This window comes from Hydrogenobacter sp. T-8, assembly GCF_011006175.1.
Taxonomy (GTDB): domain Bacteria; phylum Aquificota; class Aquificia; order Aquificales; family Aquificaceae; genus Pampinifervens; species Pampinifervens florentissimum.
Genome location: NZ_CP048795.1, coordinates 1,661,946 through 1,688,913, shown reverse-complemented (window position 1 = coordinate 1,688,913; position 26,968 = coordinate 1,661,946). Strand labels below are relative to the sequence as shown.

Genomic DNA, 26,968 nt, shown 5'->3' with positions numbered 1-26,968 from the left:
TCATGAAAAAAGATGGGAGACGGGGAAAATGGCTCGGTTATATTCTTTCTGTCCTGTGGCTTTTTTCAATGGGTCTTTCTGGTTTCTTTTTCCCTTACTTTACTGACAACATAGAATTTTTCAAAATAAAAGCTCTACACATAGAAGGTCTTAAAACCATACCATCTGAGATTGTAGTTGACGAGATAAAAAAATTCAAAAATAACTGGTTGTTCATTGACAGCACAACTCTGTTAAAAAACCTAAATAGTAGAACTGGAAACTCAGTTAGTAGTGTGAAGATAGATAGAGTTTTTAGCAGTAGGGGAGTAGAATTAAAAATATTTATCGAAGAAAGAAAGCCAATTATCACCGTTATTAAAGACGATATTGTATATTTCTTTGATAAAAACGGCACTGTGTTCCAATCACAATATATGAAAGTTGCTAAACCCTTGGTGTATACCCATGACATTGAACTTATAAAGAAAAACTTTAGTAAATTAGATATGTTAATTGAGCTAACTGGAGGAAACCTTGGAGAAATCTACATAACGAACCTGAATACGGTAGCATATACCGAAGATGGATTAAAGATAACCATGCCTCCTATATTTCTTCTGGACAAGCGGGTAGTGGAGAAGTTGACCAATGTCTTCAAAGTTTATAATATTGATATGAACACAAAAGAGTTAGACTTAAATATGGAGGGTTTAGTAATAATAAGAGGTGGAAAGGTAAAATGAAGCTCATAACAGCCCTTGACATAGGAACCAGTAAGGTAGTAGCTCTTGTGGGTGAGATAGATAGCTACGGCGATGTTCATATCATTGGCATAGGCGAAAGTCCTTCAAAGGGCATAGATAGGGGCTATGTTACCCGCCTTGACCTTGCGGTAAACTCGGTTCTTAATGCAATCAAAGAGGCTCAAGAAATGTCTGGTATAAAGCTATCAACCGTTGTCCTTGGTATTTCTGGTCCAACCCTAAAAAGCCAGAACGAAAGGGATACGGTAAGCATATCCTCTCAGCCTGTAGAAATAGACTATACGCACATAGAGAGGCTAATAGATAGAGCCATAATGCGTTCAAAGGAGGAAGGTTATGAAATACTCAGTGCTATACCGAGGAAGTTTATATTGGATGAGCAAGAGGGCGTAATAGACCCGGTGGGTCTCCTTGGTTCAAAGATGTCCGCAGAAGTACATGTGGTAAAGATAGGGACGAGTCTTCTAAAAAATATAGAAAAGGTGGTAGCTAACGCTGGTGTGGATATAGCGGGTAGGTTTTTGTCCCCTCTTGCGGGTGCGGAAGCGGTGCTTAGCTATGAGGAGAAGGAGGAAGGGGTGCTTATGATGGATATGGGTGCGGGACTCACAAACTTTGTGGTTTTTTCTGAGGGTTCTATACTTACCACCGGATGTATTCCTATGGGTGGTGTTAATATAACAAAGGACATTGCACATTTTATGAAGATAAACATAGAGCAGGCTGAAAGGGTAAAGATAGAAAATGGTTATGCCTTAGCGGATGCGGTAAATGAAACAGAGAGGATAAAGATAAAGCCCAGGGGTGAAGAAAAGGAAGTTACCGTAAGTAGAAGACAACTCGCTGAGGTCATACAAATAAGGCTTGAAGAGATTATGGAAAAGGTGGCGGATTATTTGAACGCTCAGGGAGTAAACTTAGACTCGCTCCATGCGGGCGTGGTTATAACAGGTGGTTCTGCAAAGTTGGCAGGCATGCGGGAGTTTCTTGAGAGATACTTCGACCTTCCTGTAAGGATAGGCTATCCTATGGGTGTGATAGGTCTAAAGGAAAAGGTTCAAGACCCAGCTTATGCGGTAGCGGTAGGGCTTGTTAAGTTGGCTCACAGAGAGCTTGCTCTTGAAAAGAGAGGAACATTGCAGAAGGGGAAGGAGAAGACCACAGAGAATAACTTTAACCTTTCAAACCTTATAACGAGGTTCAAAGCCTTTTTTAAGGATATAATGTGAACTAAGGAGGAGAGATATGGAAGCCTTGAACCCTACCAGAATAAAGGTCTTTGGAGTTGGGGGCGGCGGCTCCAATGCGGTAAACAGGATGTATCTCGAGGGTATAGAGGGGGTAGACCTTTTTGTGATAAACACAGATGTCCAGCATCTCGCTTCTCTTGCAGTTCCCAACAAAATACAGATAGGGGAAAAGGTCACAAAAGGTCTTGGTGCTGGTGCAAAGCCAGAGATAGGAGAGCAGGCAGCACTTGAAGATGCGGATAAGATAAGAGAGATCCTAAGAAACACAGACATGCTTTTTATAGCCAGTGGTCTTGGTGGAGGAACAGGGACTGGCGCTGCACCCATAATAGCAGAGATAGCTAAGGATATGGGTATACTCACGGTGGCTGTGGTTACAAAACCCTTTAACTTTGAAGGACCAAAGAGAATGCAGGTAGCCAATGAAGGTTTGGAAAAACTTAGGGATGTGGTGGATACCTACATAGTGGTGAACAATCAAAAACTGGTAGAGATGGCGGATAGAAACTTTAGCATAAGGGATGCCTTTAAAATGGTGGATGATGTGCTCTCTAAGGCGGTTATGGGTATAACCAGTATAGTGGTTACTCCTGCTCTTATAAATGTGGACTTTGCGGATGTGAAAACGGTTATGGAAAAGGGTGGTCTTGCCCTTATAGGTATGGGTGAAGGTAAAGGGGACGGAAGGAGAGACTATGCGGTAGAGCAAGCCATAAGCAGTCCTCTGCTTGAAGGCAATAGTATACAAGGTGCAAGGAGGCTTCTTGTAACCCTCTGGGTAAGCGAGGATGTGCCCTTTAGAGAAGTTGAGGAAACCATAAGTAGGATAAGAGAGACCGCTCATGAGGATGCCCTCATAATCTTTGGTGCCATGCTTGAAAACAGCAAGGAGAACTTTATGAGGGTGGCTGTGGTTGCCACAGATTTTGAAAACGCCCAAAGCCTTGGACAGTTCAAGGTGGTTAAAAAGCCTGAGTTCAAAGAACCTATAAAGAAGGCAGTTCCAGAAACCACAATAGAACCTGTCCAGCCAGAAATTGAGGAAATACCAGCCTACCTTAGGAGGAAGAAGAAAATATAAGCATGCAAAGAATAGACACAAAAGGCGATAAGTCCATTGCCTTTCTCCTTGGGCTTGTTTATGGATACAGAAACGCTCAGATTGAATTAAGGGTTTTTGATATCAAAGAGTTTTGCAAAGAAGACCACGCTGAGGATAAGGTTTATTACATTAACAGAAAAAAGGGAGAGGTCTATGAATGCTATACGGAGGATACTACGCATATATGTGTTTTAAGAGAGGATAAAGTTAACGGTAAAGTTGTGCTTTTTGTCTACAAAAATAAAGTGAAAATAAAGTGAAATAAAAGTCTTGAATTAAAATATTCTCAAGCCTATAATACCAAGCATGCTTTTAATGATATTCACTCTCCTTATTATTTCCTTATCCAGAGCGGGAGAGCTTGAAGAACTTATAAAACATGCCCTTGAGAATTCACCAACACTAAAAACTTATAAACATATGAAAAGGTCTGCGGAATACAGAGAAGTGTACTCAAAGAGCCTTCCAAACCCATCTATTTCTGTTGGCTTTAACAACATCCCTATAAATAGACCCTATCCAAGCAAGTATGAGCCCATGAGTAGTTTTTCTATAGGAATAAGCCAGATGTATATACTTCCTGTAAAAAGGGAGAGAGAATCTTTTACTGCAAGGATGGAGGGTGAGGTTTTCAAACTTCAGGAAGAGCTGGCGAGAAGAGAGCTTATAAGGGATATAAAGTTGAAATACCTTGAATGGCTATACGCAAAAAAGAAAGAAGACCTTTTAAGGAACATACTTTCTGAGATAAGGTCTATTGAAAAGCTTACTGAGGAAAACTACAAGCTCGGCAAGGCGAGCCTCTCTGACCTTCTTTCTCTAAAGGCGGAGGCTCTTAGAGTTGAAAGGGAAATAAAAAATCTAATGGAAGAGAGGAGGCTTATAAAAGCGGAAATTGATAGCCTTGTGGGGAAAAGCATGGAGCTTAAGGGAGAAGAGCCAACAATTGAAGAGATTGACCTGAAAGAAATTGATGAAGATAAAAGCCCTTACCTAAGAGTAGTATGGGCTGAGGTGGAAAGGCTCAAGGCTGAGCTGGAAAGGAGGAAGGTGGAATATTTGCCAGACTTAGAGCTTATGGCGGAATACATGATAAGACCGGGGCTTGACAATATGTTCAGTCTAAGGGCGAGCGTAAGCCTTCCTCTTAGAAGGTCTCGAAGAGAGAACCTTATGGTGCTTGAGAAGTTAGAGGACCTCAAGGCAAAGGAGCAAGAGCTGGAGAAGGTTAGACTTCAAGTCAAAAGGGATATAAACTCGCTAAGGATTGAGGAAGAAAGGATAAGGGAGTTGCAATCCTTAACAGAAGAGCTAAAGAGAGAAAAGGAAAGAGAACTCAAAGCCCTTCAGGTTTCCTATTCCTTTGGAAAGGCGGACTTTAGGGACATACTCAGGCTCTACAGAGAACTGTGGGAGCTTAGGATGAACCTTCTTGAGCTTGAACTTTCTAAAAAAAGTCTCTACATAAGGGCGGAGGTTTACCGATGAAGAAGGCACTTTTACTTATATTTTTTGTGAGCTTCTTGATAATACCCATTTTTCTATATCTAAAGAAAAGCTCTGGAGACCACAGGCAAGAAGTAAATGTGGCTTTGCTTAGCCTTGAGTCAGAGGGGATAAGGCTTACGCTTTATTCAAAGGATGGCACTCTCAGAGTAGGCAAGAACCACCTAATCCTTGAGGTCAGTCCAGAGGGAAAACTCCAGAGCCTTTATTTTTATATGCCACCCATGCCCGGGATGGGTGAGATGAGGGAGGATGCTATTCTTAAGGAGGTTGGAAAGGGAAGGTATGAGGGCACTGTAAACATAAGCATGGCTGGTTCATGGCAGATAGTCGCTCAAGTTGAGGGAAGGCTTCTAAAGAAGGAAGTTTCCATACCTCTTTATGGAGGAGAAGGAAGTGGAACTTCCGCTAAGGAGGGCATAAGGGTAAGCCCAGAAAAACTTCAGCTAATCGGAGTGCAAACAGAGGAAGTGAGAAAGGTTGACCTTATGGAGAGCTTTAGCACCATTGGGTATGTGTCCTACGACCTTTCAAGGACTTATGAGATTACTCTTAGGTCTGACGCATGGGTCTTAGATACCTTTGGAAGGTTTGAGGGAGAGCTTATAGGAGTAGGCACACCTCTCATGAAGGTCTTGAGTCCAGAGGTAGAGATAGCAAGGGAGGAGCTAAAGCTTGCAAAGGAGATGGGAAAGGGTGAGCTTGAAGGGATTGTAAAGGAAAGGCTTTCTTACCTAAAGGCAGGTGAAGTGATAACCTCTCCTCACTCTGGAGTAATCTTAGAAAGAAAGGTTTCACCTGGAGGGTTTGTAAAGGCTGGTGATACCGCATACCGAATAGCGGATATATCAAAGGTATGGGTAATTGCGGAAGTGCCTCAGCAATACGCAGGAAGCGTAAAGAGAGGTATGAGGGTTATGCTAAGCCCTGTGGGAAGCAATGAAACCTTCTATGGTAGGGTGGAATACATCTTTCCGGAGGCGGATAAGGAGGCAAGAACGCTGAAGGTTAGAATAGACCTTCCAAGAAGGGACTTGAAGATAAATCAACTTTTTGAAGTTTACTTTGAAAAGCCCTTAGGAAACATCCTTGCAGTGCCAGAAAGTGCTGTGGTGGATACGGGAAGAAGGCAGGTGGTCTTTGTGGAAAAGGAGCCAGGGCTCTACGAGCCAAGAAGGGTAAGGCTTGGAAAGAAAGCGGAAGGCTACTATGAGGTGCTTGAGGGTCTTAAAGAGGGTGAGAAGGTGGTGGTCAAAGGAACCTTTCTTTTAGACTCAGAAGCACAGCTGAGGGGCTTTTACGGACAGGAGGTAAGAGGTCATGAACACCATCATTGAGCTACTTTTTACCCATAAACCTACCATAGAGGAGGAGAAGATATACCATCAAAGAGGTAAAGAGAAAAAGCCCAAGAAAATACAGAAAAACATCCATAAAAAAATTATAAGGAGGTTCTGCCATGAAAAAATCCATGTCTTTACTACTTGCCCTTAGCTTTTGTGCCTTTGCCTCTGAAATAACCGCCTACTATAGCCCAAGTTGTGGCTGTTGCAGTAAATATTTTTCAAAGCTGGAAAGAGATGGCTTTAAGGTCAAAAGGGTAGAGGTAAGCCCAGAAAGGCTTATGGAAATTAAAAGTCAACTTTCCGTTCCACCACAGCTCAGGTCATGCCACACAATGGTTTATGAAGGCAGGTTCATAGAAGGTCATGTGCCTCCAGAGGGTGTAAAAAGGGTCTTAAGAGACAAAAACCTGAGAGGTGTAGCTTCTACTCATGGCAAAGCCAGTGCTATAGGAGATTACGAAAAACAGTATGAAATTGTAAGGAGGTAGAGACATGAAGAAGTTTTTGCTGTCAGCTACTTTGTTAGCCTTACCACTTGTAAGCCTTTATGCCCAGCATAGGCATGATACCCAAAGCCAGCAGGTTAAACCGGGCATGATGATGCCCATGATGCCCATGATGATGGAAGACCCTGAGATGTATAAGATGATGATGGAGCATATGCAAAGGTGTAGACAGCAGATGATGGATATGATGATGGAAAACCCTAAGTTTATGGAAAGGATGATGCATATGATGCTTCAACATAAGGATGTTATGAAAAAAGTTCTTGAGAAAAACCATGAAATGAAAAGGCAGATGGAGGAAATACTAAAATGAGAGGAGGTCAAGCCATGAAAGTTTTGGTTCTTTTACTTTTCATCTTAAGCCTTTCCGCCTTTTCACAGCCTAAGGAACCGCCGAAGGGTGAAAGGTGTGTAGTCTGCGGTATGGATGTCAACATTGACCCAAAGCTAACATCGCAGGTAAGGCTCAAGGATGGGTCATACAAGTATGCAGAGTCTCCTAAGCACATAATTAGATACTACTTGGATAACAAAGATAAGGTGGCAGAGCTTTGGGTAAAGGACTATAAAAGTGGCAGATGGATAGAAGGCACAAAAGCCTTTTATGTTCCTATAAAGGAAGGACCTATGGGTTATGACCTTGTGCCTTTTAGAAGCAGGATTGACGCTCAGGAGTTTGCCAAAAGTCCAAACTCTGCAAAAAACAGAGTTTATCAATTTAGGGAGATAGATAGGACTTTCCTTGAGCATCTTGACACTGGACATGTTCATTAAGGATGTTGAATGAGTAGATTTGTAGAGCTACTGCTGAAATACAGATTGACAATTCTAATACTCATCGCCTTTATCTTAGTATACGGCTTTTATGCAATAAGAAAAACTCCCATAGACGCACTTCCTGACCTAACAGATACACAGGTGATCCTTTACTCCGAGTGGATGGGGCAATCTCCGCAGGTCATTGAAAACCAGCTCACTTATCCCCTTAGCTCCGCCATGCTGGGGCTTCCGAGGGTGAAGGCGGTAAGAGGCTACTCGGTGCCTAACTACTCGCTTGTGTATGTGATATTTGAAGATGGCACAGACCTCTATTGGGCTCGCTCAAGGGTTCTTGAAAAGCTGTCCTCCATAAGAAGTCAGCTACCATCTCAGGCAAGGGTAGAACTTGGTCCTGATGCCACTGGTCTTGGCTGGGTATATCAGTATGTGGTCTACTCGGAAAAGAGAAGCCTCGATGAGCTTTGGAGCCTGCAGAGCTTCTACATAAGGTATGCCCTCCTTTCAGTGCCTAATGTGGCGGAGGTAGCCAGTGTAGGCGGTTTTGAAAGAGAATACAGAGTGACCCTAAAGCCTGAGCTTCTCACATACTATGGGCTCTCTCTACAAGATGTAGCAAAAGCGGTAGCAGGCTCTAACCTTGAAACAGGTGGTAAGTATTTAGAGCTAAATGGAAGGGAATTTATCATAAGGGCAGGGGGTTATGTGCGAGAAAAGGAGGATATAGAAAGGGCTGTTATAAAGGAAGTGGGAGGCATACCCATAAGGGTGGGGGACGTGGCTAAGGTGGTGGAAACTCCAGCCTTTAGGATGGGGACTGCGGACTACAACGGGATGGGTAATGTGGTGGGTGGCATAGTGGTAATGCGATATGGTGCGGATGCCTACAAAACCATACAGGAAGTTAAAGAGAAGCTAAAAGATATAAAAAGAGGATTACCAGAGGATGTAAATATAGTCCCAGTTTACGACCGGTCAGAGCTAATAGAGAGTGCGATAAAGCACCTTTGGAGAGTTCTCGTTGAAGAGTCCATCGTGGTAATTCTTGTTATAGCGGTCTTCCTCCTAAACCTACCCCTTAGCTTTGCGGTGGTGGTCTTTTTGGTGCTTTCCCTTCTTGGAACCTTTATCCTCATGAACCACATGGGTGTGAACTCTAACATCATGTCCCTTGGTGGAATAGCCATAGCCATTGGGACTATGGTGGATGCGGGTATAGTGCTTGTGGAAGCCTTCTCAAGAAAGAGAGAAGAAGGCAAGGCTTTAAAGACAGCCATAGTTGAGTCTGTCTCTGAGGTAGGGAAACCCATATTCTTTGCTTTGCTTGTAGTTGCGGTTTCCTTTGTCCCTATGTTAGCTCTAAAGGGTCAGGCGGGAAGGCTCTTTGAACCTCTTGTGATAACAAAAACCTTAGCCATGCTCGTGGCTTCTTTTCTCACTATTTTACTCTTTCCCGTCCTTCTTTATTACCTTGGGCGGTGGAAGGTTTTACCCGAAGAAAAAAACCCAGTGGTAAGGCTCCTCATAAAACTTTATACACCCCTTTTCCATCTCTCTATTAGGCTTAGGTATGCTCTTTTAATAGTTGCCCTTCTTTCAATACCAGCCACCTATCTGCTCTACAAAAACATAGGCAGGGAGTTTATGCCAGACCTAAGAGAGGGCACACTTCTTTATATGCCCATAACCGCACCGGGCATTTCCATACAAGAAGCCCAAAGGCTACTAATTTTTCAGGACAGGATAATAAAGAGCTTTCCCGAAGTGGAAAGCGTATTTGGTAAAGTGGGAAGGGCAAACACCGCCACAGACCCAGCCCCCCTTTCTATGGTAGAGACCACTATAGTGCTAAAGCCCCAAAGCCAGTGGAGAGAGGGAATGACCTACGAAAGGCTCATATCTGAGCTTGATAAGGCTCTTCAGTTTCCTGGAGTAGTGAACAGCTGGACTATGCCCATAAAGGGCAGGATAGATATGATAACCACAGGCATAAGGACGCCCCTTGGTATAAAAGTCTACGGGAAAGACATTGATGAGCTTTCAAGACTTCTTGAGGAGCTGGAAAATGCCCTTCAGGGCATGGAAGGTGTTATGAGCCTCTACGCAGAAAGACTAAGCGGTGCCACATACATAGAGATAATTCCCCTCAGAGACAGGCTCGGCTTGTATGGGCTTAGCCTTGAAGAGCTAACCTCTGCGGTGGAAAACCTCTTAGCCAATAGTCCAGTGTCTGTCTATGTATCTGGCAGAGAAAGATACAACATAACCCTTGGAGTCCCAATAGACTACAGAGAAAACCTTGAAAGTCTTGTCCTACCCTTAAAGGATAAACTCATTCCCCTTAAGGCGGTCGCAGAGCTCAAAAGGGTTGAAGGTCCTATGGAAATAAAGTCGGAGAAGGGCTTGCTGGTAGCCTATATTTACATATCACCAAAGCCCGGTTCAGACCTTTTAAAGATAATAGAGGAAGGCAATAGGCGAATACAAGAAAGCGTAAGCCTGCCTGCAGGCTACTATTACGAATGGAGCGGTCAGTTTGAATACTACAAAAAGGCTATGGAAGACCTCAAGGTAATAATCCCTCTTGTGCTTTTGAGCATAGTGCTTCTGGTCTATCTAAGTCTTGGAAGGCTCTTTGAAACCCTCTTGATTCTTTTCATACTACCTTCTTCCATATTTGGTGGCTTTTTTCTTATGTATCTTCTTGACTACAAACTGTCTGTGGCTTCCATAGCAGGCTTTCTGGCACTTCTTGGCATATCCGCAGAAATGGGTATAGTGATGGTAGTCTATATAATGAAAGCTCTTGAAGAAGACAAAGGGAAGAACCTCTACCAAGCCATATACGAAGGTGCGGTAAAGAGGATTAGACCAAAGAGTATGACCATGCTTACTATAGTAGCTGGCTTGCTACCGGCGGTATACCTTCAGGGAACGGGTGCGGAGGTAATATCACGTATAGCCCTTCCTATGCTTGGAGGCGTCATATCCTCCTTCTTGACTGCCCTTTTTATAGTGCCAGCACTTTATACTTTTAAAAGATGAAGGGTAGAGACTTTCTTGCACTCAATGTGGGTTTTAACCTTCTCGGTGGGATAATTGCTGGTCTTTTAGTGGGCTATGCCTTTGACAAGTGGCTTATGGAAGGTCTTTTGGGTTTAAAAACTTTCCCATTTGGACTGCTCTTTTTCTTCTTTGTAGGCATAATCTCAGGCTTTAGGAATGCTTACAGGGATTTGAAAAGAATTGAATGAGCCTTTCTTTGACTTGTGTAGGTATGGAGCATATCTTTCCTTCCTTTACAGTGCAGTGCTTTGTGCTACCCTTTGCCTTTATTGTTTCTGAAGACCTGAGAAGATATTGGAAAGAGAAGGTAAAGCGGTCTAAGTGTAGGAGCGTAAGCTCAATCTCAAACTCCTCGTCATAACGCAGAGGTTTTATAAATTCACAGTTTGCAGAAAGCAAGACCACATCTATGCCTTCATCTCTTAGCTTTGAGTAGGGATAACCCAGAGACCTCAGGAGTTCTCCCCGTGCTTCTTCAAAATATCTAAAGTAATTAGAGTGGTGCACTATTCCCTGAGCGTCTGTCTCGTAAAACTGAACCCTTCTGCGGTATATAAACACAGAGATATTTTATCCAAACCTTCCAGTTATGTAGTCTTCTGTAAGTTTCTTCTCAGGTTTTGTGAAAATCTTTTCTGTGGGTCCAAACTCCACAAGCTCTCCAAGATACATAAAAGCGGTATAGTCCGATATCCTCGCAGCCTGTTGCATGTTGTGGGTCACTATCACTATGGTAACCCTCTGCTTTAGCTCCACTATTAAGTCCTCTATCTTTGCGGTGGATATGGGGTCAAGGGCTGAGGTGGGCTCATCGAAGAGAAGGACCTCTGGCTCTACCGCTATGGCTCTGGCTATACAAAGCCTTTGCTGTTGACCGCCTGAGAGAGCGTATGCATTGGTTTGAAGCCTGTCCTTTACCTCTTCCCAAAGGGCGGCACCTCTGAGGGCTTTCTCCACCGCCTCGTCAAGGAGCTTTTTGTTCTTTATACCCCTTATCTTAAGACCATAGGCTACGTTTTCGTATATGCTCTTAGGAAAGGGGTTAGGCTTTTGGAAAACCATTCCTATACGCATTCTAACCCTGAGTGGGTCCGTTTTGCTGTCCACAAGGTTTATACCATCGGGGTGCATGATTATCTCACCTTCGTAGCGGGCACCAGGATATAAGTCATGCATACGGTTGAAGGCTCTAAGAAGAGTAGTTTTTCCACAGCCCGAAGGTCCGATTATTGCGGTCACCCTCTTTTCGTAGATGGGGAAGTTTATGTTTTTGAGGGCATGAAAACTGCCATAGTAGAAGTTAAAGTTCCTAACTTCCAGTTTTGTATTGGCAGGTCCTACGCTTTGCACCACCTTCCTCTCTTCTAACATTTTAGCAGGGTTTACCATTGGTATTTCCTCCTGACTTTGAACCTTATATAGAAGGCTATGGAGTTCATCAAAAAGGCAAGCACGAGAAGCACAAAACCAGCGGCCGCCGCATTGTAGTGAAATTCTTCCTGAGGTCTTGAGACCCAATTGAACATTTGTATGGGTAAAACCGTAAAGGGAGACTTAAGCATTCCAATAAAATCTTCCCAAGGTGCTGGCGGTAGGAAGGCTATGAAGGTAAGAGCCCCTATGGTTATGAGGGGTGCGGTTTCGCCTATGGCTCTGGAAGCACCGATTATCAACCCTGTAAGTATACCACCCAGCGAGTAGGGAAGTATGTGATGGACAAGTGTCTCCCATCTTGTAGCCCCAAGGGCGTAAGCAGCCTCCCTTATGGAACGCGGTATTCTCCTTATGGATTCCCTCGTGGAGACCACAACCACTGGAAGCATTAAAAGTCCAAGTGTAAGCCCTGCGGTAAGCACGCTTTCTCCAAACTTGAACCTATAAACAAATACACCAAGAGCAAGGAGACCGTAAACTATGGAGGGGACCGCCGCAAGGTTTGAGATGTTTGCCTCTATTATTCTGGCAATCTTACCCTTGCCTCCGTATTCCTCTAAGTATATACCAGCTGGTATACCAAGCACTATCGCCCAGAAAAGGGCACCAGCCATCACATAAAGAGTTCCTACCCATGCGGACAGTATTCCCGCCTGGTCTGGAAATCTTGAAGGGAAGGATGTATAGAAACTTGGTTCTTTGAGCCTTATCCAACCATCAATTAAAAGGTCTACAGAAACTGCGAAGAGGAAGGTAAGCACAAAAAGGGTAGCAATAAGACCAGCAATTTCAAAAAGCCTGTCCCTTTTCCTTACACCGTGCGTATAGCCTTCTACATCAAATTCCTTCAGCTTTGCTTCCAGGCTCTGTTCCATATCAATACCCCACAGACTTGGATTTCATGTAAACCGCAATAGAGTTGAAAAGCAGAGTAATCACAAAAAGCAACATACCCGCAGCAAAGATGGATAAGTACTCAAAGGAGTTAAAGGGAAGGTCTCCCAAAGCCACTTGAACTATGTATCCCGTTATGGTTTGAACAGGCTCAAGAGGGTTTGCGGTTATCTGAGGATACATGCCCGCTGCCACTGCAACCACCATGGTCTCACCAAGGGCTCTGGAAAAGCCAAGAAGGTAAGCGGAAAGCACACCGGATTTTGCGGCGGGCAAAACTACAAAAAGGGCGGTTCTTAGCTTGGAAGCACCGAGAGAGTAAGAAGCCTCTCTCAAATACTGAGGCACTCCCTTAAAGGCATCCTCCACCATAGAGGCGGTAAAGGGTAGTATCATCACACCCAACACTATACCCGGAGAAAGGGCATTCATACCCTGAACCTCTATACCAAACAGGCTAAAAAACTTCTGGAGTATTGGCGTAACAAAAAGCAGAGCAAAATAACCATAGACAACCGTCGGAATCGCCTCAAGAAAGTCAAGCCATGGCTTTACAGATTCTCTAACCTTCCAGCTTGCGTATTCGCTCAGGTATACAGCAACCAAAAGACCAAGAGGAATGGATATGACCATGGATATACCCGCTATCATAAAGGTTCCATTCAGCAAAGGCCATATGCCTATCTTCTTCTCGTAAAAGGTGGGTGTCCATTGAGTTTCCGTAAAGAACCTTATAAGAGATGTGGGGAAGCCACCCCCATCGGGGTGGGTGAAGAACCTTATGGTATCTACGAGCAAAACCCAAACTATGGCAAAGGTAACAAGTATAGACACAGCACCCATAAAAAGCAGAAACAGGAAAACCACAAGGTCTATAGCCTTCTTTGTCCCTAAGGATAGTGTCATTGCTTGGCTTCCCTCTTGAGAAGTTCATCTATGGTAAGACCAACCTCTGGCTCACCACCAAAGACGGTGCCGAGCACCCTCTTGTTGAACCTCTCCTCTGCCATTTTGTAAGCCCTGTCAGGAAGTGCTATGTATCCCACTTGTTTGGATATCTTGCCTGCGTTTTTGAGATAAAACTCTACAAACTCTCTTACCTCAGGTCTTTCCCGCACCGCCTTTGCGTTTACATATATAAAGAGTGGTCTGGAGAGTGGTTGGTATGTGCCGTTTTGGACTGCTTGGTATGTGGGTGCAACGCACTGACCGGTTTTGGGGTTCTTTATCTGTATAGCTTTTATTTTACCCTTGTTTTCTTCCACATAGGCAAGTCCAAAGTAGCAGAGAGCACCCCTCTCCCTTTGGGCAAATTGCACAAGCACGTTGTCATCCTCAGAGGCGGTGTAGTCACCTCTTGAAGACTTTGCCTTACCCACTATTGCCTCGGTAAAGTAGTCAAAGGTTCCAGAATCAGAACCAGCTCCACAGAGCTTTATTTCCTGTTTGGGCCACTTGGGGTCAAGGTCTGACCACATGAACTTTTTGCCCTGGGATTCAGGCTTCCATATTTCTCTTAGCTGTTCCACCGTCATGCAGGTCGCCCAGTTGTTCCTGGGGTTTACAACCACCGCAAGACCGTCGTAGGCTACAGGTAACTCAATGTATTGAATGCCGTTCTTCCTGCACTCTTCCATTTCCTTTGCCAGTATAGGTCTTGAGGCGTTGGATATGTCTGTCTCGCCCCTGCAGAACTTCTTAAAGCCACCACCTGTGCCAGATATACCCACTGTGACCTTTACCGCACCCCTTTTTGCCTTTTGGAACTCTTCCGCTATACCCTCCGTTATAGGGTAGACGGTGGAAGAGCCGTCAATCTTGATTATCTGCTGTGCCTTCGCAGGCACGGACAAGAGAGCCAAAGCTCCCATTGAGAGGACAGCACTCTGCAACATCCTCTTTCTCATTTTACCACCTCCTTAGAGATTTTGCTATAAGTTTACAGGTTAATTGTTAAGATTTCGTTAAGATGCTCCACAAAAAGGACGCTTCCTCTGTAGGACTTTGCCTTTTTCTTTAGCTGGGCGGACCTTTTGGAAATGTCAAGGGGGTCTGGGGAGCCTCTTAAAAGAACTGCAGAGATTGAGGCGATAGGAAACTCCCTTAGTTCGTCTTCCCTGTCCCTTGCCACAAAGTAGCTCCTTTTTCTGTCCTCAGGGCTGTAAAACTCAAGGAGTTTCTCCTGTAGGTTTTTCAAGAGTTTTAAAAGTTTCTCCTTTGCTTCCCCTAAACTCATGTCCCAAAGCAGGATAACAAAATCGTCACCACCCACATGTCCCACAAAGACCCTGTCAGGGTTTTCCTTGCGAAAGTTCTCAAGAAGAAACCCCACTTTCTTTATCATCTGGTCTCCTGCATAAAAGCCGTAGGCATCATTGAAAGCCTTAAAGTTGTCCAAGTCCATATAACAAACCCAGAATTCATCCACCGTGGAGCTAAAACGCTTTATCTTCTCCTCTATAACCCTGTTGCCGGGAAGGTGTGTGAGGGGGTTCACGTTGGCAAGCTCTTTGGCAAGTCTTTTGGAAAAATGGTCAAGTAAGGTGTGCCTTTCAATCACTTTTACTTTATCACCTTCCATCAAAAGAAAGACCTCCTTCCTTGAGTTAGTTACCAAATCAAAGAGGTTCCTGATATCTGTGGCATCCGACCTTATCGTTGGCAAGTTATGAAGCTCCAAAAAGATGTCCCTTTCCTTGCTTATAACCTCTTTTAGCTCTTTGTAGTAATAGAGGTTTATTCTCCTGCTATCAAGCTGGCTTTTGAGTTTCCAAAGGTCCACAAAATACCTTTTATCTTCCACTTCCAGCAACACATACCTTTCCATTAAACCTTCCACACACTCAAGGAAGTGGTAAAACCTCTCTGAAGGACTAAGTTTTAATTCTTGCAACCTCCTACCATGCAGGCAATTGCCATCACACTCTTTTGGAAGGTTTACAGAAGGGCTATACTCCTTTGCCCTTTGGACGGGAATAGGCTCTGAGAAGTAAAAACCTTGCACCAGCTGAGCGTTAAAATCATAGTATATGGTCATAAGGTCCTCTTCCTTTTCCAAGCCTTCGTAGATGGCTTTTGCTCCTATGCTGGCACACACATCAGAAAGCACCTTTATTAGGTTATACTTTATCTTGCTCTTTGAAACACCATCCACAAGCTCCCTGGGTATTTTCACATAGTCTAACAGCCCCTCAAGCTCCAACAAACTGTGTATAGAGTTAAAACCAGTGCCTATATCATCTATGGCTATTCCAAAGCCAAGATCTCTGTAGTATTTTATTGCCTTCTTAAGAAGGCTCATATCCTGCACCTTTACCGCCTCGTTAAGCTCCAGCACCACACTTGAAGGGCTGAGTTTCATCTGCTGAAGGAAGGTAAGCGTATGACCCTTCCCCACATACTCAGACACCAGATAGGCTGGGAAGATGTTTATAAAAAGCTGACCCTTCAGACCCTTTGAAAAGGCTTCTATTGCCAGCTTTCTACACATAAGGTCAAGCTCTGGCAGAATTCCAAGCCCTTCCGCCATTTTGAACACCCTTATAGGTTTCATGGGAACACCATCCAACAAAAATCTACTGAGAGCTTCGTAGCCAAAGACCGACGAGCCAGTTAGGTCAACTATGGGTTGGTAGTATGGTTCTATTTTCAGCTTTGAGAAAAACTCCTTTCCCAAAGAGCTTTTTAGCTCATTCTGTAGCATTTTTAAGCTTCCTTTGAAGGTGCATGAGAGCCCTTGAGCGAACCACCGGATATCTGTGTTGGGCAAGTTCCCTCAAAAGTCTTATGGCTTCAGGTGAACTCATTCTCGCAAGGGCATCCGCTATCTCCATAAGTATAAGGGGGTCTGTTTCTCTGCTTATCATAAGCTCAAAGTGTGGCAGGGCAATTTCCAAGTCCTTCCTGCCTATGGTATATATGACGTTCTTTTTCATGTCTTTGACAGGGTGTTCCAAAGCCATTATGAGCTTATATTCGTAGGGGAGGTTGTGAAACTCTGTAAGGTCATAACCGCAGTTTGGGCATACCTTGTCATCTTTGGAAATCACGCTCCAGCAGGCTGGACAAAAGTAGAGAATGGGATGTTCTAGGTCGTATTTTACTACTCTGAGCTTGTTGCCTCCCTCTATCATGGATAGCACATCAAGTGGCTCTGAAAGTGGCGTGCCAACCACAAAGAGCTCATAAAAGGGTGCTTCTTCCTCAAAGCCCTCTGAGTAGACCTCTTCTCCTTGCAGGTATACCTTGTAGCCGTATTTCTCCGCAGAAACACTCACAAGAAGGGCTGTTCCTCTTATACTCTTAAGCGGGACAGCTTCGTAGTCCTGATAGACGCCAGCAAGCTCTGGCTCTGAAAGCATTATAGATAGTAGCTCCTCAGACAGCTCATATACCCTTAGAATGCACACATCCTTGCTAAGGTCCTCAAGAAGGCTCTTGAGAGCATCCATTCCTCTGAGGTTTGCATAATCCACCTTCATGACCATACCCTTCTGGAGCAAGAGCAAACCTTTTACGAGCTTTACCCTGTTTTCCACCACCATGTAGCCCGTTACCTCAAAATCCAGAAGTTTCTTGAAAAACTCCCTTATGTTGAAGTTTATGCTCTCCAAGTTAACCCAGAGGGGTCTATCGCTGTAGAGGGGAAGTCTATGTCTCTCGTAAAGGTCAAAGGCGTGTATGAGGAAGTTCTCTGTGGACTGATAAAAGCTAACAAGCTCAAAGTCCTGTGGAAACTCTCCCTCTGGCTTTCCATCAAAAGCAGGCAGGAAATGAAGCTCCCCAAGGGACTGAAACATGAAGTATCCATTTCTTAGAGAGCTTTTGATAGACTCAAGTAGCCAGGATATGTTCAACATATCCCTGTGAAAGGGTCCATATAAGGGCTTTAACCTTAGGCTTTGGTTAGCCAGCAGTAGCTTTTGCATTCAAAGCCTCCTTAAGGACTGCCCTGAAGGTCTCCGCCACACCCATGCCCGCAATAGCGACCGCTTCCATGAGAGGAACATCGCCAAAAGCCACCCTTACCTCCTCTGGACTTAGGTTTCCTACGTCTCGTTTATTTAGCTGAAGCACCATTGGCACACCGCTCAGTCCGTATTCTTTGACCTCCTCATAAGCCCTAAGGTTTTCCTCAAGGCTTCTTGTAGAGTCCAGCACAAGCACGAGACCATCCACGCGACCAAATATCCACTTTCTTAAGATTCTGAACCTCTCTTGACCTGGCGTAGTAAAAAGCTCAACGCCTATTTCCTTATCTCCAGACCTGGTCTTTATGCTGAGAGACAGTATGTCAAGGTATACGGTCCTGCCTTCAGAAGTTTGCTGATGGATTCTGTCTGAGACATAATCGGAATATATCTCACGCAGTTTTTCAAGGTTCGTGGTCTTTCCTGCCATACCAAGCCCGTGGTATAGGATGCGTAATGTCATAGAGCCAAGTCCTCAAACCTTACTACCCTGCTTTCACCTCTTGCAAGGGCATTTTCCAAAAGTGTGGTCAACTCCCTTGATAGCTTTTCCTTAAAGAGCTTTACGCTTCCCAGGGGGACCTTATGATTAAACACCGAGGCTAACATAAACTTGTGGCTTAACATATGCACATACATGTTCTTTTCCTGTCCTGAGAAGAACATGCTCTTTTTGGAGGATATTACATGCTCAAGCTGGTCCACCGCACCCACCACCGCCGCACCCACGAGTGCAACCCTTTGGGCTATGGGTTTATAGCTATCCACATATGGAGCAAAGCTCACAAGCCTTCCTCCGTCGTCCATAAGCACCACAAGGTCTAAAAGGAGGGAGTTCTTGTATTCTTGGAGCCTCTTAGTTATCTCCTCAAGCTCCTGCTCCTTGAGCCTGTAGCTTATCATGTCCATAGGCTACACCTCCGTAAACAAAAGTGCATCTTCCCTCTATATAGCTCACCTCTTTAAGATGACCCAGCTTCATGTTTTCTCCCAATGTTTCCATAAAACCTCTACAAAGGGAGCAGACTACCGCCTCGGTGGGCCTCAGCTCCTGTGAAAGCTCGTGCACTGGGCAGTTGGCAAGCTCCACAAACAAAACACCTTCTTGCAAGGGCACATGGCTAACGCTCTCACACTTCTCTTTGGCAATCCTCCTTCCTATATGGTTAATAAGCACATGCCCAGCACTATCAAAGGCGTAGCTTACCACCCTCTCTATGGCCACAACTGGATGAACACCCTTTAGCTCCTGCCATAGCCTATAAAAAGTCTTGTATGCCCTTTCTCCCCCCACGCTGGCTATACCTTCTGACACATACCCTATGAGCTCTTCTTGGGTAAGGAACTTCATGGCACACCTCCTAAAGGGTAATAATAGGAGGCTATTGTTAAGAATTGGTTAAGAGGCATATCTTATATAAACATGCAGGAAATTCTCTTTGAAAAAGGCATAAAGCACACCGCACACGGGCTTAACTTTTACATGACCTACTTTGACGATATTGCAAGGGTTCTGCCGCGGGAAGCCTACTGTTTTATAGTGGGTGGTTGGGTAAGAGATAGGTTTCTGGGTGAGCCTGTGGGATACCATATAGATGTAGACCTTTTGGTAACCTGCGACCCAAGAGAAACCGCCAAAAAGCTCGCAGAGAGGATAGGTGGCTCTTACTTTGAATTTGAGAAAAAGGGACTGCTTAGGAGACCTACCATAGCCACCGTAGTCCTAAGGCTTCCACCTTATAAATACCGCTTTGACTTTGCTCAGATAAAGGGCAGAGACCTTGAGAAGTCCCTCGTGGAAGACCTCCTTTCAAGGGACTTTACCGCCAACGCTATGGCAGTAAGCATTGACGATGTTCTAAGCATAGGAGCAAAGCAGACCATCATATACGACCCAGCCCATGGCGTGGAGGACTTGGAACAAGGGCTTTTGAGACCAATCTCGCTCAAAAACCTTGAGGAAGACCCAGTAAGGATACTAAGAGGCTTTCGCCTTGCTGTGGAGAAGGGGCTTGAGCTTACAGAGGATTTCCATGAGTTTGTAAGGAGGAAAAAGCACATTATAAGAAAGGCACCATCGGAGAGGATAAGCCTTGAGCTTTTCAAGATCCTCAGACACTATCAAGGCTATAAGGTGTTTAAGGAGCTTTATGAGTATGGAGTCCTGCAGGAGCTTTTCCCCGACACCGCACGCTGGAAAGAGGTAAGAGACCAAGGGGAGCATCACATATACCCTCTTGAGGAGCATGTCTTTAAGGTGCTGGAAGCACTGGAAAAGGTGCTACAAGAAAAAGACAGATACCTGCCTGCGGAGCTTTTGGAAAACTTTGGGAAAATGGAAGTGCATGGGGAATTTTCTGACATTGAGCTACTTAAACTTTCCGCACTCTTTCATGACCTTGCAAAGCCTCACACCTTTGAAATTAGGGAAGGAAAGATAACCTTTTATAACCATGACAAGCTGGGTGCGGAGCTGGTAAGAAGTTATGGCAAAGCCTACAAATGGGGAGAGCCAGCTACGGAGTTTGTGGCAAAGCTAGTAAGAGAACACCTAAGACCCTTTTATCTGAGAGAGTCTCTATTTAAGGGTCAGCTTACAGACAGAGGAAGGGCAAACTTCTGGAGAGAGTGTAAAGATATAGCGGGTCATCTCTTCTTGCATGCCATTGCGGACGCTATAGGGAGTGGTGACGAGGAAGAGGAGATAAAAAGACTTCTGCAGACCGTTCATGACCTTGTGGAGTTCAAAAGGCAGAAGCTATCTCGTATGCCCACTAAGGCTCTTCTTGATGGCAGAGAAATAATGGAGCTTTTGGGTCTTGAGCCTGGACCACTTGTGGGACAGCTAAAGAAAGCCCTTGAGGAGGCTCAGTTCTCTGGTGAGGTAAAAAACAAGGAAGAGGCGATAGAATTCCTTAGGGCTTACTATAAAAGCCTAAAAGAAGGAGCATAGCCTTATGTATAAGGAGTGGCTCATAGGGTGCTATGTCTTCAAAGAGCCAACCGTCGCCCCCAGTTATAAGTAGCCCTAACTGCCTTCTGTATAGCTCGCTCCAGCTTTGCACACAAGCCATAAGAAAGTGCAAGCTCTGACGCAAAAAGCCCCCGAGAATAGCACCTTCTGTATCTGTGCCTATGGGAGGGAGGAGTTTTTTTAGTTTGAGCTCGGGAATTAGCTCTGCCCTTTGAGAAAGGCACTCAAGCCCTGCACCCACACCAAGGGTTATAAAGCCACCCTGAAAGACACCATCCACCGCAAGGTCTATAACAGTGGCGGTGCCAAAGCTGGCTACCACCACATGCTTTGAAAAGAGCTGGACCGCACCGTAAAGGTTAAGCAATCTGTCTATGCCTACTCTCTCTTTGCCCTTAAAGGCGGTCTGAAGTGGCACATCCTCCGCTCTTATAAACCTCGCATGGGGGTATTTTTCAAGGATGATATTGTTCGCCGAGGGTTTAACAGAGGACACGAGCACAAGGTCTGCACTCAAGAGTGGCACGTCCCTATGGCTGAACTTACCCACGTACCTCAAAGAGCCATCAAAGAGGCACACATCCACCGATGTATTTCCCACATCAAGAGTTAAAACCCTCACATCTTGCACCCTCTTTGGAAACCTCGAGGGAAATATACTTTGAGTTTATGCCATGCCTTTTAAAGGCTTCCACCATGGCAGAGCCTACCTCGTTAAACCTCTCAAGACACAGGCTCGCCATAGAAGGTCCTGCACCGCTCAGGAAGACCGCCAGAGCACCCTCCGCGTAAGCCTTCTCCATCACATCCCCAAAGCCCGGCACCAGCTGTGCCCTGTAAGGCTGATGAAGTCTGTCCTTGACCGACTCTTTCAAAAGGTCAAAGCTCTTCGTAAGAATCGCACCCACAAAGAGGGCAGACCTTTGCAGGTTAAAGACCGCATCCTTTAGAGATACCTCTTTCCTTAGCACCTCTCTTGCCCTCTGGGTGGAAAGCTCAAAGTCTGGCACACATACCACCACCTTTAGTTCCTCTGGGAAGTCAAGCCTTAGAAACCTAACACCCTCCTCAGAGCTTACACACACCACAAAGCCACCAAGAAAGGCAGGAAGCAGGTTGTCTGGATGTGGTTCAAACTCAAAGGCAACCTTTAGCCTTTCCTCAAGGCTTAGTCTAATGCCATGCAAAGATTCAAAAGCTAAGATGCCACCCACTATGGCAGTGGCAGAAGAGCCAAGCCCTCTTGCGGTAGGGACTCGGTTTACCTGCCTGAGTTTAAAAGGCTTTTCCTCAAAAGCAAAAACCTCACAGGCTCTTTTGTAGACCCTTACAAAGAGATTGCTCTCGTTTCTTGGCAGGCTTGCACCCTCACCTTCTATCTCTATGGTATACCTCTCAGAAGGCTCTATATAGAACTCGTTATACAGGCTAAGGGCAAGACCGAAGGCGTCAAAGCCTGAACCAAAGTTGCTGGTGCTTGCAGGGACAAGAAGGCGTAGCATGAGAAAGATTATAATCCTATGCCTGAGAACGAGAGTCAAAGATAGAGTGTAAACAATTTTACATATTTGTAAACAATTTTACCTAAATTGCAAGATAGAGGAATGGTAGAAGGTGTTAATTACAGGCTTTTGTTTAGCACTCCTTCAATGGTATGCTTTTTGCATAAAAGGTATATGTGGCTTTTGTAAACAACTTGAAACCTATGAAAGGTGTGGGGTATCCTAAAGAAAGAGAGGCATGGCATGGTGGATGTGAAATTTTATATGGCTCAGCACGAGCTTTATATCAAGAGGCTAAAAAGGGCTATAGAGTCAAGAGGAGATTTTGCCTACAAGGAGTGCTGTAGGGATACAAAGGAAAACTGCTGTGCCTTTGGTCAAACCTTTTACAGGGAAATAATGCCAAACCTTGAGGAGTTTCCAGAACCAATAAGAGAGGTTATATTGCAAATAGAAAAAGTCCATTGCGAATTTCATGAAATAGGCAAGCAAATAGATAGCAAAAACCCAGACGAAGCCCTCGTTAAAAAGATGCAGGACATATCTCTAACCCTGTATCAGCTTCTCATGAAATTGGAACGCATGCTTATTGGGGTTGAAAAAGTTTAACATGCTTAACCAAATCTTAACAATTATCTTCTATAATCTTCTGCAATGATTGAGTATGTATCTCTCAGAAAAGGTGAGGCAAGGCTCTACTTTTCAAGCACTGCGGAAAGGGAGCTTTTTCTCCGTGGTATGAACGGGGTGGAGGGGGTTGAGGGGGTGGAATACAAGGAAAATACAAGGACACTTCTCATAAGGCGGGTTTTGTTTCCTTTGCGGTTTGCAGTATGTTTTTAACTCTTACTTAAACAAGAACTCCTTGGTAAACATCAAGAAGTTTTTCAAAAGTAGCATTCCAAGAGAAATTACTAAGCACAAAGGAGCTGACCTTTTCTTTGTTAACCAGACTCACCTCGTTGCAGGCGCGGACTATGGCATGGTAGAAGGCTTCCAAAGTGAGCTCTTTTACCAAAAACTCCTTAAAAGGTTGTGTTTCAAGACCCATATCATAGGCAACCAGCAGACAACCACAAGCCTGAGCTTCAAGAAAGGCAAGCCCGTAGGTCTCTCCTATGGAGGTGCTAACAAAGATATCACAGCTTGCATAAACCTTTGCCAAGTCCTCTTCTTTTTGGAGGTATCCAAGATAGGTGAGGTTGGGAAGTTTCTGAGAGAGCCTTTCTACTCTTTTCCTTAGAGGACCGTCTCCTACCACTACAAGATGGAAAAGGGTAGGGTCAAGGTGTTGAAAGACTTCCAAGAGAAGGTCTATATTTTTCTCTGGCGAGAGCCTACCAGCGTATATCAGTTTAAATCTACCAGAGTCTATGCCAAGAGCCTTTTCAAAGTATGGGTCTCTTTTAGAAGGATTAAAAACTTCTGTGTCCACTCCAAGGTTTACGGTGGTTATGTTATCAAGACCATAGGCTCTTAGGAATTCCTCCTGCCCCCTTGAGGGGGTTATTATAAGGTCTGCCTTTGAGAGCTTTTTTCTTATAGTGTGTTCCAAAAGGACCTTTTTGAGCTTTTCTGGAGCTGGCAAAAGCGAGAGGTCCGTCCTTATATCAGAATGGTAAAAGACGCTTAGCAGATATCTATCTGACTTCAGATGGCTTATGGGCTGATAAGTGCCACCCAGCTCTACCACGTCAGGCTCTTCTATTTGCAGTATTTCCCTTATCTCCGCAAAGGAAGAGAAGAACCTATAACCACCTGTCAAAGGCAGAGGAAAAGAAGGAAGCTCGTAGACCTTGGTGGAGTTAATATGGTATGTTTTTCTTTCCTTGCCGGGTATTATAAGCACATGTTCTATACCCTTTTTCTGCATATACTTGCTTTTTTCAAGAAGGTATCTCCTTATGCCTCCGCTTTTACTATGGAAATAGGGGGTTATGTCAACAAGTTTCATGGACGAGCCTCCCAAGACCAGCTATAGCTAACATGTAGTCTATATAAGTTTTTCTCATATCAAGGCTTCTTGCATAGTATAGGGCTTCTTGAGACATGCTCCTCCTTAGGTTTTCGCTGGATAGAAGAAGGGAGAGCTTTTCTATAAAGTCCTCGGGCTTTGTGGCTATAAAACCGTTTACACCCTCTTGAACATGCTCGTGAGATGCACCCTTTGAGCTTACCACCACAGGAAGACCGCTCGCCATAGCCTCTAAAACTACCTGTCCGTAGGTTTCCGTTTCAGAGGGGAACAAAAACACGTCAGAGCTTGCATAGGCGGTAGCCAGCTCCTCTCCCACCATATATCCTAAAAGGTGCACGTTCTTTGGCTTTTTGCCCTCTATCTCTTTCCTGTAGGGTCCATCTCCCACTATCACAAATAGGTCTTCTGGGAAGCACCTTGCAGTGTAAAGAAAAGTGTCTAAGCCCTTCTCCTTAGAAACCCTGCCCACATATAGGATAACCCTTTGGTGCTTTTTAACTCCGAGCCTTTTAGACCAGAAGTCCTCATCTCTTTTGTAAGGAGAGAAGAGCTCTGTATCCACACCACGTTTGAAGGTGCTTATCTTACTGTACTGTAGCCCCTTGCTTACAAAGAGCTTTTTGTAGTGTTCTGATGGGACAAAAAACCTATCTGAGATATTACCAAGGAAGACAAAGGCTTTCCATAGAAGGCTTTCCACCTCGGGGTCTCCCGTATATGTCCTTGCGTATGTGGGTATGTCTGTGTGGAAGGCAAAGGTAATCCTAAGACGTAGAATCTTACCCACAAGAAATCCCATAAGTCCAAGAGGACCTGGCGTTGCTATGTGAACTTGAGTAAAGCCTTCCCTCTCAAGAAGGTCCATAAGCTCTATCAGGTTTGGAAGACCCATTTTTAACTCTTCGTAAAAGGGTGTGGGTATCTCCACAATAGGCTCTAAGTTTATGAGCTTTTCCTCTTCTTTCACCTGTGAGTTAGAAACTATTATTGTAAAGGGTAGGTCTTCCTCAAGGGCTATCTGTCTTATGAGCTTAGCACTTCTTGCAACGCCGTTTATATGGTGGTAGGTGTCTGTAAGATAAGCAACCTTTGGAGACCTTCCATTTAGTATGCCAAACTCTCTTCCAAGAACCTTTATCTTTTCCTCTTCCCTTTTTTGGGCGTATTTTAAAAAGGCGGGGAAGCCATGAGCCATGAGGGACAGGCACAGCTCCCCGAGGGTTTGCGGTGAGGGGCTTTTCAAAAACCTTTCCAAAGTAAAAGAGGGCAGTTTTTTTGCTATTTCCCTCAATAGCTCTGACCTTTCGGACTTTATACCAAGAAAGTTCCTCAAAAGCATACCCACCATTGGGTTGTCCGAGTGCATAAAGACATAGTCGGTTATGGGTCTAACTTCAGAGGGTATATGGTTTTTGCTCTTTAGAAAGTCATAACCCACCCTGCATACCATGTTTAGAAGCCTTTTGTCCCCAAGCTCTTCTGTGCCCACCTGCGTTTTCCCTTCCCACAGACCCTTTAAAAAGTCCTCTTTACTTATAGCACCCTCAACTGCGGTCCAAGTCCTTCCCACGTCCATTCCACCGTGGTCATCTGAACCTGCGGTAAAGGTTATCCTATCCCTTATCCTCTGAGGCTCTATCCTATGCCTTTCCGCAAGGGCATGTATCTTATCCCATCCATCGTAGGCACGGGCTATGGACTCTTCCACATATCTGACACCGTCTCCCCTTGTCCCGTTTATCACCTCCCAGTTGTCAAAGAGCAAGACCAACTTTTCTAAAAGGCTACGGGTTATCTTGGTTCCTTGAACAGAATATAGAGGGTGGGCAAGGGAGTGGGCTATTCTATGAGACTTTAGGTATTTGACAAAATCGTAGATGTTGTTTCTTAGCCTTAGAAGGTCTTGATGTTGAGCCTCCGTGATGCCGTATACGAGCACATGAACCTTTCCCTTCTCTTCGGGAATTTCCACCGTATACTCACAGCTTATAAAGACCTCAGGAAGATGTGCCAGCTCAAGGACTCCGTTTATGGTGTTGTGGTCTGTAATAGTAATAAAGCTCATACCCCTTTCTTTGAGCCTTCTGTATATCTCCATAGGCTCTGTGAGGCTCTCTGGACATCCCACCAGCTTACTGAACCAACCTCCCGGTAGGTTGGAAGCCTTTGAATGAAGGTGCAAGTCCGCTTTTGCTAAGTAATTCCCCATAGCTTATTAACCTCCTTTCCTTTTTTATATTGCTTAGTATTTCTTTCCAAAGCCTGACCTTTCTCTCGTCTCTAAAGTCTGTCATATGAAGTGCAAGCCTGAGAACTTGATGGTCCTTGTAGAGCCTTTCCATGCTGGGAAGAGCCTTTAGGCTAAGCCAAGACAGAAGATTTCTACTGCTAAAGCTAAGAACGGGAGAGCTTATGCTTTTTTCATTGCCTAAGTCTTTTATATGCCACCTGTAGGCTATGCCTTCAAAACCAAGAGAGTAAAGCACATCCTCAAGGTAGGGATTTCCTATCCATGCGGGTGGCACAAAGAAGGTGGTTTTCAGACCAAGGTATTCCATAAGCTCCAAGCCCGAGCGAACCCTCTCATAGGTTTCAGTTAGGTCAAGCCCTCCAAACTCTCCCTCCCCGTCCGTCCAAAGCAGGTCTTGAAGTCTTTTTCTACCCCTGTGGGTGTATCCATGAAGAACCATCTCCCCCTGAAGACTTCTTAAAAGATTTAAAAAGCTCCTGTCCCCTCCCGGGGGTGCGTATTCCCAAAAGTAAGGCACCACCAAGAGGGAAAATCTATCCAATCCCACCTCCTCCAAGAGCTCAAGGGCACTCAAAAATTCAGACTTGTAGTAAGGGCTCACGTCGTGCAGTTCCACTATGGCGAGCTTCATGAGAAAAAGGATAGGGTGGAAAAGTTAAGATTTCT

The 26,968-nt window shown here is 44.7% G+C and carries 29 protein-coding genes; 14 read left to right on the top strand and 15 right to left on the bottom strand.

Annotated elements, in window-relative coordinates:
- The first annotated feature begins 2 nt into the window (after nucleotides 1–2).
- The 11 genes from G3M65_RS09745 to G3M65_RS09695 all read left to right on the top strand — a co-directional run bounded on the left by G3M65_RS09745 (nucleotide 3) and on the right by G3M65_RS09695 (nucleotide 10,487).
- Nucleotides 3–725, top strand: coding sequence for a cell division protein FtsQ/DivIB (locus G3M65_RS09745; protein WP_173834410.1), 723 nt, complete (start codon nucleotides 3–5; stop codon nucleotides 723–725).
- Nucleotides 722–1,975: a cell division protein FtsA gene (gene ftsA / locus G3M65_RS09740; RefSeq protein ID WP_173834408.1), complete on the top strand. Its 1,254-nt coding sequence runs from the start codon at nucleotides 722–724 to the stop codon at nucleotides 1,973–1,975. The genes G3M65_RS09745 and ftsA overlap by 4 nt, the downstream gene beginning before the upstream one ends.
- A gap of 16 nt (nucleotides 1,976–1,991) precedes the next feature.
- Nucleotides 1,992–3,077 carry a cell division protein FtsZ gene (ftsZ, locus tag G3M65_RS09735; RefSeq protein ID WP_173834406.1) on the top strand — a complete coding sequence of 362 codons (1,086 nt, stop codon included), beginning with the start codon at nucleotides 1,992–1,994 and terminating at the stop codon, nucleotides 3,075–3,077.
- A 2-nt stretch (nucleotides 3,078–3,079) separates the two neighbouring features.
- Nucleotides 3,080–3,358 carry a hypothetical protein gene (locus tag G3M65_RS09730; RefSeq protein ID WP_173834404.1) on the top strand — a complete coding sequence of 93 codons (279 nt, stop codon included), beginning with the start codon at nucleotides 3,080–3,082 and terminating at the stop codon, nucleotides 3,356–3,358.
- Nucleotides 3,359–3,404: 46 nt separating this feature from the next.
- On the top strand, nucleotides 3,405–4,586 hold the full coding sequence (locus tag G3M65_RS09725) for a TolC family protein (RefSeq protein ID WP_254426271.1): 1,182 nt from the start codon (nucleotides 3,405–3,407) through the stop codon (nucleotides 4,584–4,586).
- Complete coding sequence (locus tag G3M65_RS09720) at nucleotides 4,583–5,941, top strand: efflux RND transporter periplasmic adaptor subunit (protein ID WP_173834402.1); 1,359 nt, start codon at nucleotides 4,583–4,585, stop codon at nucleotides 5,939–5,941. Before G3M65_RS09725 ends, G3M65_RS09720 begins: the two co-directional genes overlap by 4 nt.
- Nucleotides 5,942–6,063: 122 nt before the next feature.
- Nucleotides 6,064–6,438, top strand: a complete 375-nt coding sequence (locus G3M65_RS09715; protein WP_173834399.1) for a DUF411 domain-containing protein — start codon at nucleotides 6,064–6,066, stop codon at nucleotides 6,436–6,438.
- A 4-nt stretch (nucleotides 6,439–6,442) separates the two neighbouring features.
- Entirely contained in the window at nucleotides 6,443–6,769 is a 327-nt protein-coding gene (locus G3M65_RS10545) for a hypothetical protein (protein WP_254426270.1), read from the top strand.
- Between the two features lie 14 nt (nucleotides 6,770–6,783).
- Nucleotides 6,784–7,230: a nitrous oxide reductase accessory protein NosL gene (locus G3M65_RS09705; protein WP_173834397.1), complete on the top strand. Its 447-nt coding sequence runs from the start codon at nucleotides 6,784–6,786 to the stop codon at nucleotides 7,228–7,230.
- Nucleotides 7,231–7,239: 9 nt separating this feature from the next.
- Nucleotides 7,240–10,278: an efflux RND transporter permease subunit gene (locus tag G3M65_RS09700; RefSeq protein WP_173834395.1), complete on the top strand. Its 3,039-nt coding sequence runs from the start codon at nucleotides 7,240–7,242 to the stop codon at nucleotides 10,276–10,278.
- Complete coding sequence (locus tag G3M65_RS09695; protein ID WP_173834393.1) at nucleotides 10,275–10,487, top strand: AtpZ/AtpI family protein; 213 nt, start codon at nucleotides 10,275–10,277, stop codon at nucleotides 10,485–10,487. The genes G3M65_RS09700 and G3M65_RS09695 overlap by 4 nt, the downstream gene beginning before the upstream one ends.
- On the opposite strand, the gene G3M65_RS09690 is transcribed toward G3M65_RS09695, so the two are convergent.
- Genes G3M65_RS09690 through G3M65_RS09645 form a run of 10 tightly spaced genes read right to left on the bottom strand, consistent with a single transcriptional unit; the run spans nucleotide 10,450 to nucleotide 18,948 of the window.
- Nucleotides 10,450–10,860, bottom strand: coding sequence for an acyl-CoA thioesterase (locus G3M65_RS09690; protein WP_173834391.1), 411 nt, complete (start codon nucleotides 10,858–10,860; stop codon nucleotides 10,450–10,452). The two genes, G3M65_RS09695 and G3M65_RS09690, sit on opposite strands and share 38 nt — an antisense overlap.
- 9 nt (nucleotides 10,861–10,869) lie before the next feature.
- Nucleotides 10,870–11,670 (bottom strand): phosphate ABC transporter ATP-binding protein PstB, encoded by an 801-nt coding sequence (pstB, locus tag G3M65_RS09685; RefSeq protein ID WP_254426331.1) that lies wholly within the window; start codon nucleotides 11,668–11,670, stop codon nucleotides 10,870–10,872.
- Nucleotides 11,671–11,681: 11 nt separating this feature from the next.
- Nucleotides 11,682–12,608: a phosphate ABC transporter permease PstA gene (gene pstA / locus G3M65_RS09680; RefSeq protein ID WP_173834387.1), complete on the bottom strand. Its 927-nt coding sequence runs from the start codon at nucleotides 12,606–12,608 to the stop codon at nucleotides 11,682–11,684.
- Between the two features lies 1 nt (nucleotide 12,609).
- Complete coding sequence (gene pstC / locus G3M65_RS09675) at nucleotides 12,610–13,533, bottom strand: phosphate ABC transporter permease subunit PstC (RefSeq protein WP_173834385.1); 924 nt, start codon at nucleotides 13,531–13,533, stop codon at nucleotides 12,610–12,612.
- On the bottom strand, nucleotides 13,530–14,534 hold the full coding sequence (locus tag G3M65_RS09670) for a PstS family phosphate ABC transporter substrate-binding protein (RefSeq protein WP_173834383.1): 1,005 nt from the start codon (nucleotides 14,532–14,534) through the stop codon (nucleotides 13,530–13,532). Before G3M65_RS09670 ends, pstC begins: the two co-directional genes overlap by 4 nt.
- A 32-nt stretch (nucleotides 14,535–14,566) precedes the next feature.
- Nucleotides 14,567–16,330, bottom strand: coding sequence for a GGDEF domain-containing protein (locus G3M65_RS09665; protein ID WP_173834381.1), 1,764 nt, complete (start codon nucleotides 16,328–16,330; stop codon nucleotides 14,567–14,569).
- A complete protein-coding gene (locus tag G3M65_RS10540; protein WP_254426269.1) occupies nucleotides 16,317–17,555 on the bottom strand; it encodes a HEAT repeat domain-containing protein in 1,239 nt (412 codons plus the stop codon). Before G3M65_RS10540 ends, G3M65_RS09665 begins: the two co-directional genes overlap by 14 nt.
- Nucleotides 17,533–18,060 (bottom strand): GTP-binding protein, encoded by a 528-nt coding sequence (locus tag G3M65_RS09655; protein WP_173834379.1) that lies wholly within the window; start codon nucleotides 18,058–18,060, stop codon nucleotides 17,533–17,535. The genes G3M65_RS10540 and G3M65_RS09655 overlap by 23 nt, the downstream gene beginning before the upstream one ends.
- Nucleotides 18,057–18,506 carry a hypothetical protein gene (locus G3M65_RS09650; protein WP_173834376.1) on the bottom strand — a complete coding sequence of 150 codons (450 nt, stop codon included), beginning with the start codon at nucleotides 18,504–18,506 and terminating at the stop codon, nucleotides 18,057–18,059. The genes G3M65_RS09655 and G3M65_RS09650 overlap by 4 nt, the downstream gene beginning before the upstream one ends.
- A complete protein-coding gene (locus tag G3M65_RS09645; protein ID WP_173834374.1) occupies nucleotides 18,466–18,948 on the bottom strand; it encodes a hypothetical protein in 483 nt (160 codons plus the stop codon). Before G3M65_RS09645 ends, G3M65_RS09650 begins: the two co-directional genes overlap by 41 nt.
- 72 nt (nucleotides 18,949–19,020) lie before the next feature.
- Between G3M65_RS09645 and G3M65_RS09640 the strand changes: the two genes are divergently transcribed.
- Nucleotides 19,021–20,550, top strand: coding sequence for an HD domain-containing protein (locus G3M65_RS09640; RefSeq protein ID WP_173834372.1), 1,530 nt, complete (start codon nucleotides 19,021–19,023; stop codon nucleotides 20,548–20,550).
- Here the strand turns inward: G3M65_RS09640 and G3M65_RS09635 are convergent.
- Nucleotides 20,513–21,193: a type III pantothenate kinase gene (locus tag G3M65_RS09635; RefSeq protein WP_173834370.1), complete on the bottom strand. Its 681-nt coding sequence runs from the start codon at nucleotides 21,191–21,193 to the stop codon at nucleotides 20,513–20,515. The two genes, G3M65_RS09640 and G3M65_RS09635, sit on opposite strands and share 38 nt — an antisense overlap.
- Complete coding sequence (thrB, locus tag G3M65_RS09630) at nucleotides 21,174–22,073, bottom strand: homoserine kinase (RefSeq protein ID WP_173834368.1); 900 nt, start codon at nucleotides 22,071–22,073, stop codon at nucleotides 21,174–21,176. The genes G3M65_RS09635 and thrB overlap by 20 nt, the downstream gene beginning before the upstream one ends.
- Before the next feature lie 243 nt (nucleotides 22,074–22,316).
- On the opposite strand from thrB, the gene G3M65_RS09625 reads away from it, so the two are divergent.
- Complete coding sequence (locus G3M65_RS09625) at nucleotides 22,317–22,682, top strand: CZB domain-containing protein (protein WP_173834366.1); 366 nt, start codon at nucleotides 22,317–22,319, stop codon at nucleotides 22,680–22,682.
- A gap of 45 nt (nucleotides 22,683–22,727) precedes the next feature.
- On the top strand, nucleotides 22,728–22,916 hold the full coding sequence (locus G3M65_RS09620; protein WP_173834363.1) for a hypothetical protein: 189 nt from the start codon (nucleotides 22,728–22,730) through the stop codon (nucleotides 22,914–22,916).
- A gap of 7 nt (nucleotides 22,917–22,923) precedes the next feature.
- Here G3M65_RS09620 and G3M65_RS09615 read toward each other — a convergent pair whose 3' ends face one another.
- Genes G3M65_RS09615 through G3M65_RS09605 form a run of 3 tightly spaced genes read right to left on the bottom strand, consistent with a single transcriptional unit; the run spans nucleotide 22,924 to nucleotide 26,933 of the window.
- Entirely contained in the window at nucleotides 22,924–24,027 is a 1,104-nt protein-coding gene (locus tag G3M65_RS09615; RefSeq protein WP_173834361.1) for a glycosyltransferase, read from the bottom strand.
- Nucleotides 24,014–26,260 carry a glycosyltransferase gene (locus G3M65_RS09610; RefSeq protein WP_173834359.1) on the bottom strand — a complete coding sequence of 749 codons (2,247 nt, stop codon included), beginning with the start codon at nucleotides 26,258–26,260 and terminating at the stop codon, nucleotides 24,014–24,016. Before G3M65_RS09610 ends, G3M65_RS09615 begins: the two co-directional genes overlap by 14 nt.
- Complete coding sequence (locus tag G3M65_RS09605) at nucleotides 26,184–26,933, bottom strand: DUF2334 domain-containing protein (protein ID WP_173834357.1); 750 nt, start codon at nucleotides 26,931–26,933, stop codon at nucleotides 26,184–26,186. The genes G3M65_RS09610 and G3M65_RS09605 overlap by 77 nt, the downstream gene beginning before the upstream one ends.
- Nucleotides 26,934–26,968: the final 35 nt, after the last annotated feature.

Coding starts and splice junctions, on each gene's coding strand:
- ftsA (WP_173834408.1), top strand. CDS start 722: ATGAAGCTCATAACAGCCCTTGACATAGGAACCAGTAAGGTAGTAGCT.
- G3M65_RS09605 (WP_173834357.1), bottom strand. CDS start 26,933: ATGAAGCTCGCCATAGTGGAACTGCACGACGTGAGCCCTTACTACAAG.
- G3M65_RS09725 (WP_254426271.1), top strand. CDS start 3,405: ATGCTTTTAATGATATTCACTCTCCTTATTATTTCCTTATCCAGAGCG.
- G3M65_RS10540 (WP_254426269.1), bottom strand. CDS start 17,555: ATGCAAAAGCTACTGCTGGCTAACCAAAGCCTAAGGTTAAAGCCCTTA.
- pstC (WP_173834385.1), bottom strand. CDS start 13,533: ATGACACTATCCTTAGGGACAAAGAAGGCTATAGACCTTGTGGTTTTC.
- G3M65_RS09705 (WP_173834397.1), top strand. CDS start 6,784: ATGAAAGTTTTGGTTCTTTTACTTTTCATCTTAAGCCTTTCCGCCTTT.
- G3M65_RS09625 (WP_173834366.1), top strand. CDS start 22,317: ATGGTGGATGTGAAATTTTATATGGCTCAGCACGAGCTTTATATCAAG.
- G3M65_RS09715 (WP_173834399.1), top strand. CDS start 6,064: ATGAAAAAATCCATGTCTTTACTACTTGCCCTTAGCTTTTGTGCCTTT.
- G3M65_RS09650 (WP_173834376.1), bottom strand. CDS start 18,506: ATGGACATGATAAGCTACAGGCTCAAGGAGCAGGAGCTTGAGGAGATA.
- G3M65_RS09620 (WP_173834363.1), top strand. CDS start 22,728: ATGATTGAGTATGTATCTCTCAGAAAAGGTGAGGCAAGGCTCTACTTT.
- G3M65_RS09615 (WP_173834361.1), bottom strand. CDS start 24,027: ATGAAACTTGTTGACATAACCCCCTATTTCCATAGTAAAAGCGGAGGC.
- pstB (WP_254426331.1), bottom strand. CDS start 11,670: ATGTTAGAAGAGAGGAAGGTGGTGCAAAGCGTAGGACCTGCCAATACA.
- G3M65_RS09610 (WP_173834359.1), bottom strand. CDS start 26,260: ATGGGGAATTACTTAGCAAAAGCGGACTTGCACCTTCATTCAAAGGCT.
- thrB (WP_173834368.1), bottom strand. CDS start 22,073: ATGCTACGCCTTCTTGTCCCTGCAAGCACCAGCAACTTTGGTTCAGGC.
- G3M65_RS09745 (WP_173834410.1), top strand. CDS start 3: ATGAAAAAAGATGGGAGACGGGGAAAATGGCTCGGTTATATTCTTTCT.
- G3M65_RS09700 (WP_173834395.1), top strand. CDS start 7,240: ATGAGTAGATTTGTAGAGCTACTGCTGAAATACAGATTGACAATTCTA.
- G3M65_RS09645 (WP_173834374.1), bottom strand. CDS start 18,948: ATGAAGTTCCTTACCCAAGAAGAGCTCATAGGGTATGTGTCAGAAGGT.
- G3M65_RS09670 (WP_173834383.1), bottom strand. CDS start 14,534: ATGAGAAAGAGGATGTTGCAGAGTGCTGTCCTCTCAATGGGAGCTTTG.
- ftsZ (WP_173834406.1), top strand. CDS start 1,992: ATGGAAGCCTTGAACCCTACCAGAATAAAGGTCTTTGGAGTTGGGGGC.
- G3M65_RS09695 (WP_173834393.1), top strand. CDS start 10,275: ATGAAGGGTAGAGACTTTCTTGCACTCAATGTGGGTTTTAACCTTCTC.
- G3M65_RS09720 (WP_173834402.1), top strand. CDS start 4,583: ATGAAGAAGGCACTTTTACTTATATTTTTTGTGAGCTTCTTGATAATA.
- pstA (WP_173834387.1), bottom strand. CDS start 12,608: ATGGAACAGAGCCTGGAAGCAAAGCTGAAGGAATTTGATGTAGAAGGC.
- G3M65_RS09665 (WP_173834381.1), bottom strand. CDS start 16,330: ATGCTACAGAATGAGCTAAAAAGCTCTTTGGGAAAGGAGTTTTTCTCA.
- G3M65_RS09640 (WP_173834372.1), top strand. CDS start 19,021: ATGCAGGAAATTCTCTTTGAAAAAGGCATAAAGCACACCGCACACGGG.
- G3M65_RS09730 (WP_173834404.1), top strand. CDS start 3,080: ATGCAAAGAATAGACACAAAAGGCGATAAGTCCATTGCCTTTCTCCTT.
- G3M65_RS10545 (WP_254426270.1), top strand. CDS start 6,443: ATGAAGAAGTTTTTGCTGTCAGCTACTTTGTTAGCCTTACCACTTGTA.
- G3M65_RS09655 (WP_173834379.1), bottom strand. CDS start 18,060: ATGACATTACGCATCCTATACCACGGGCTTGGTATGGCAGGAAAGACC.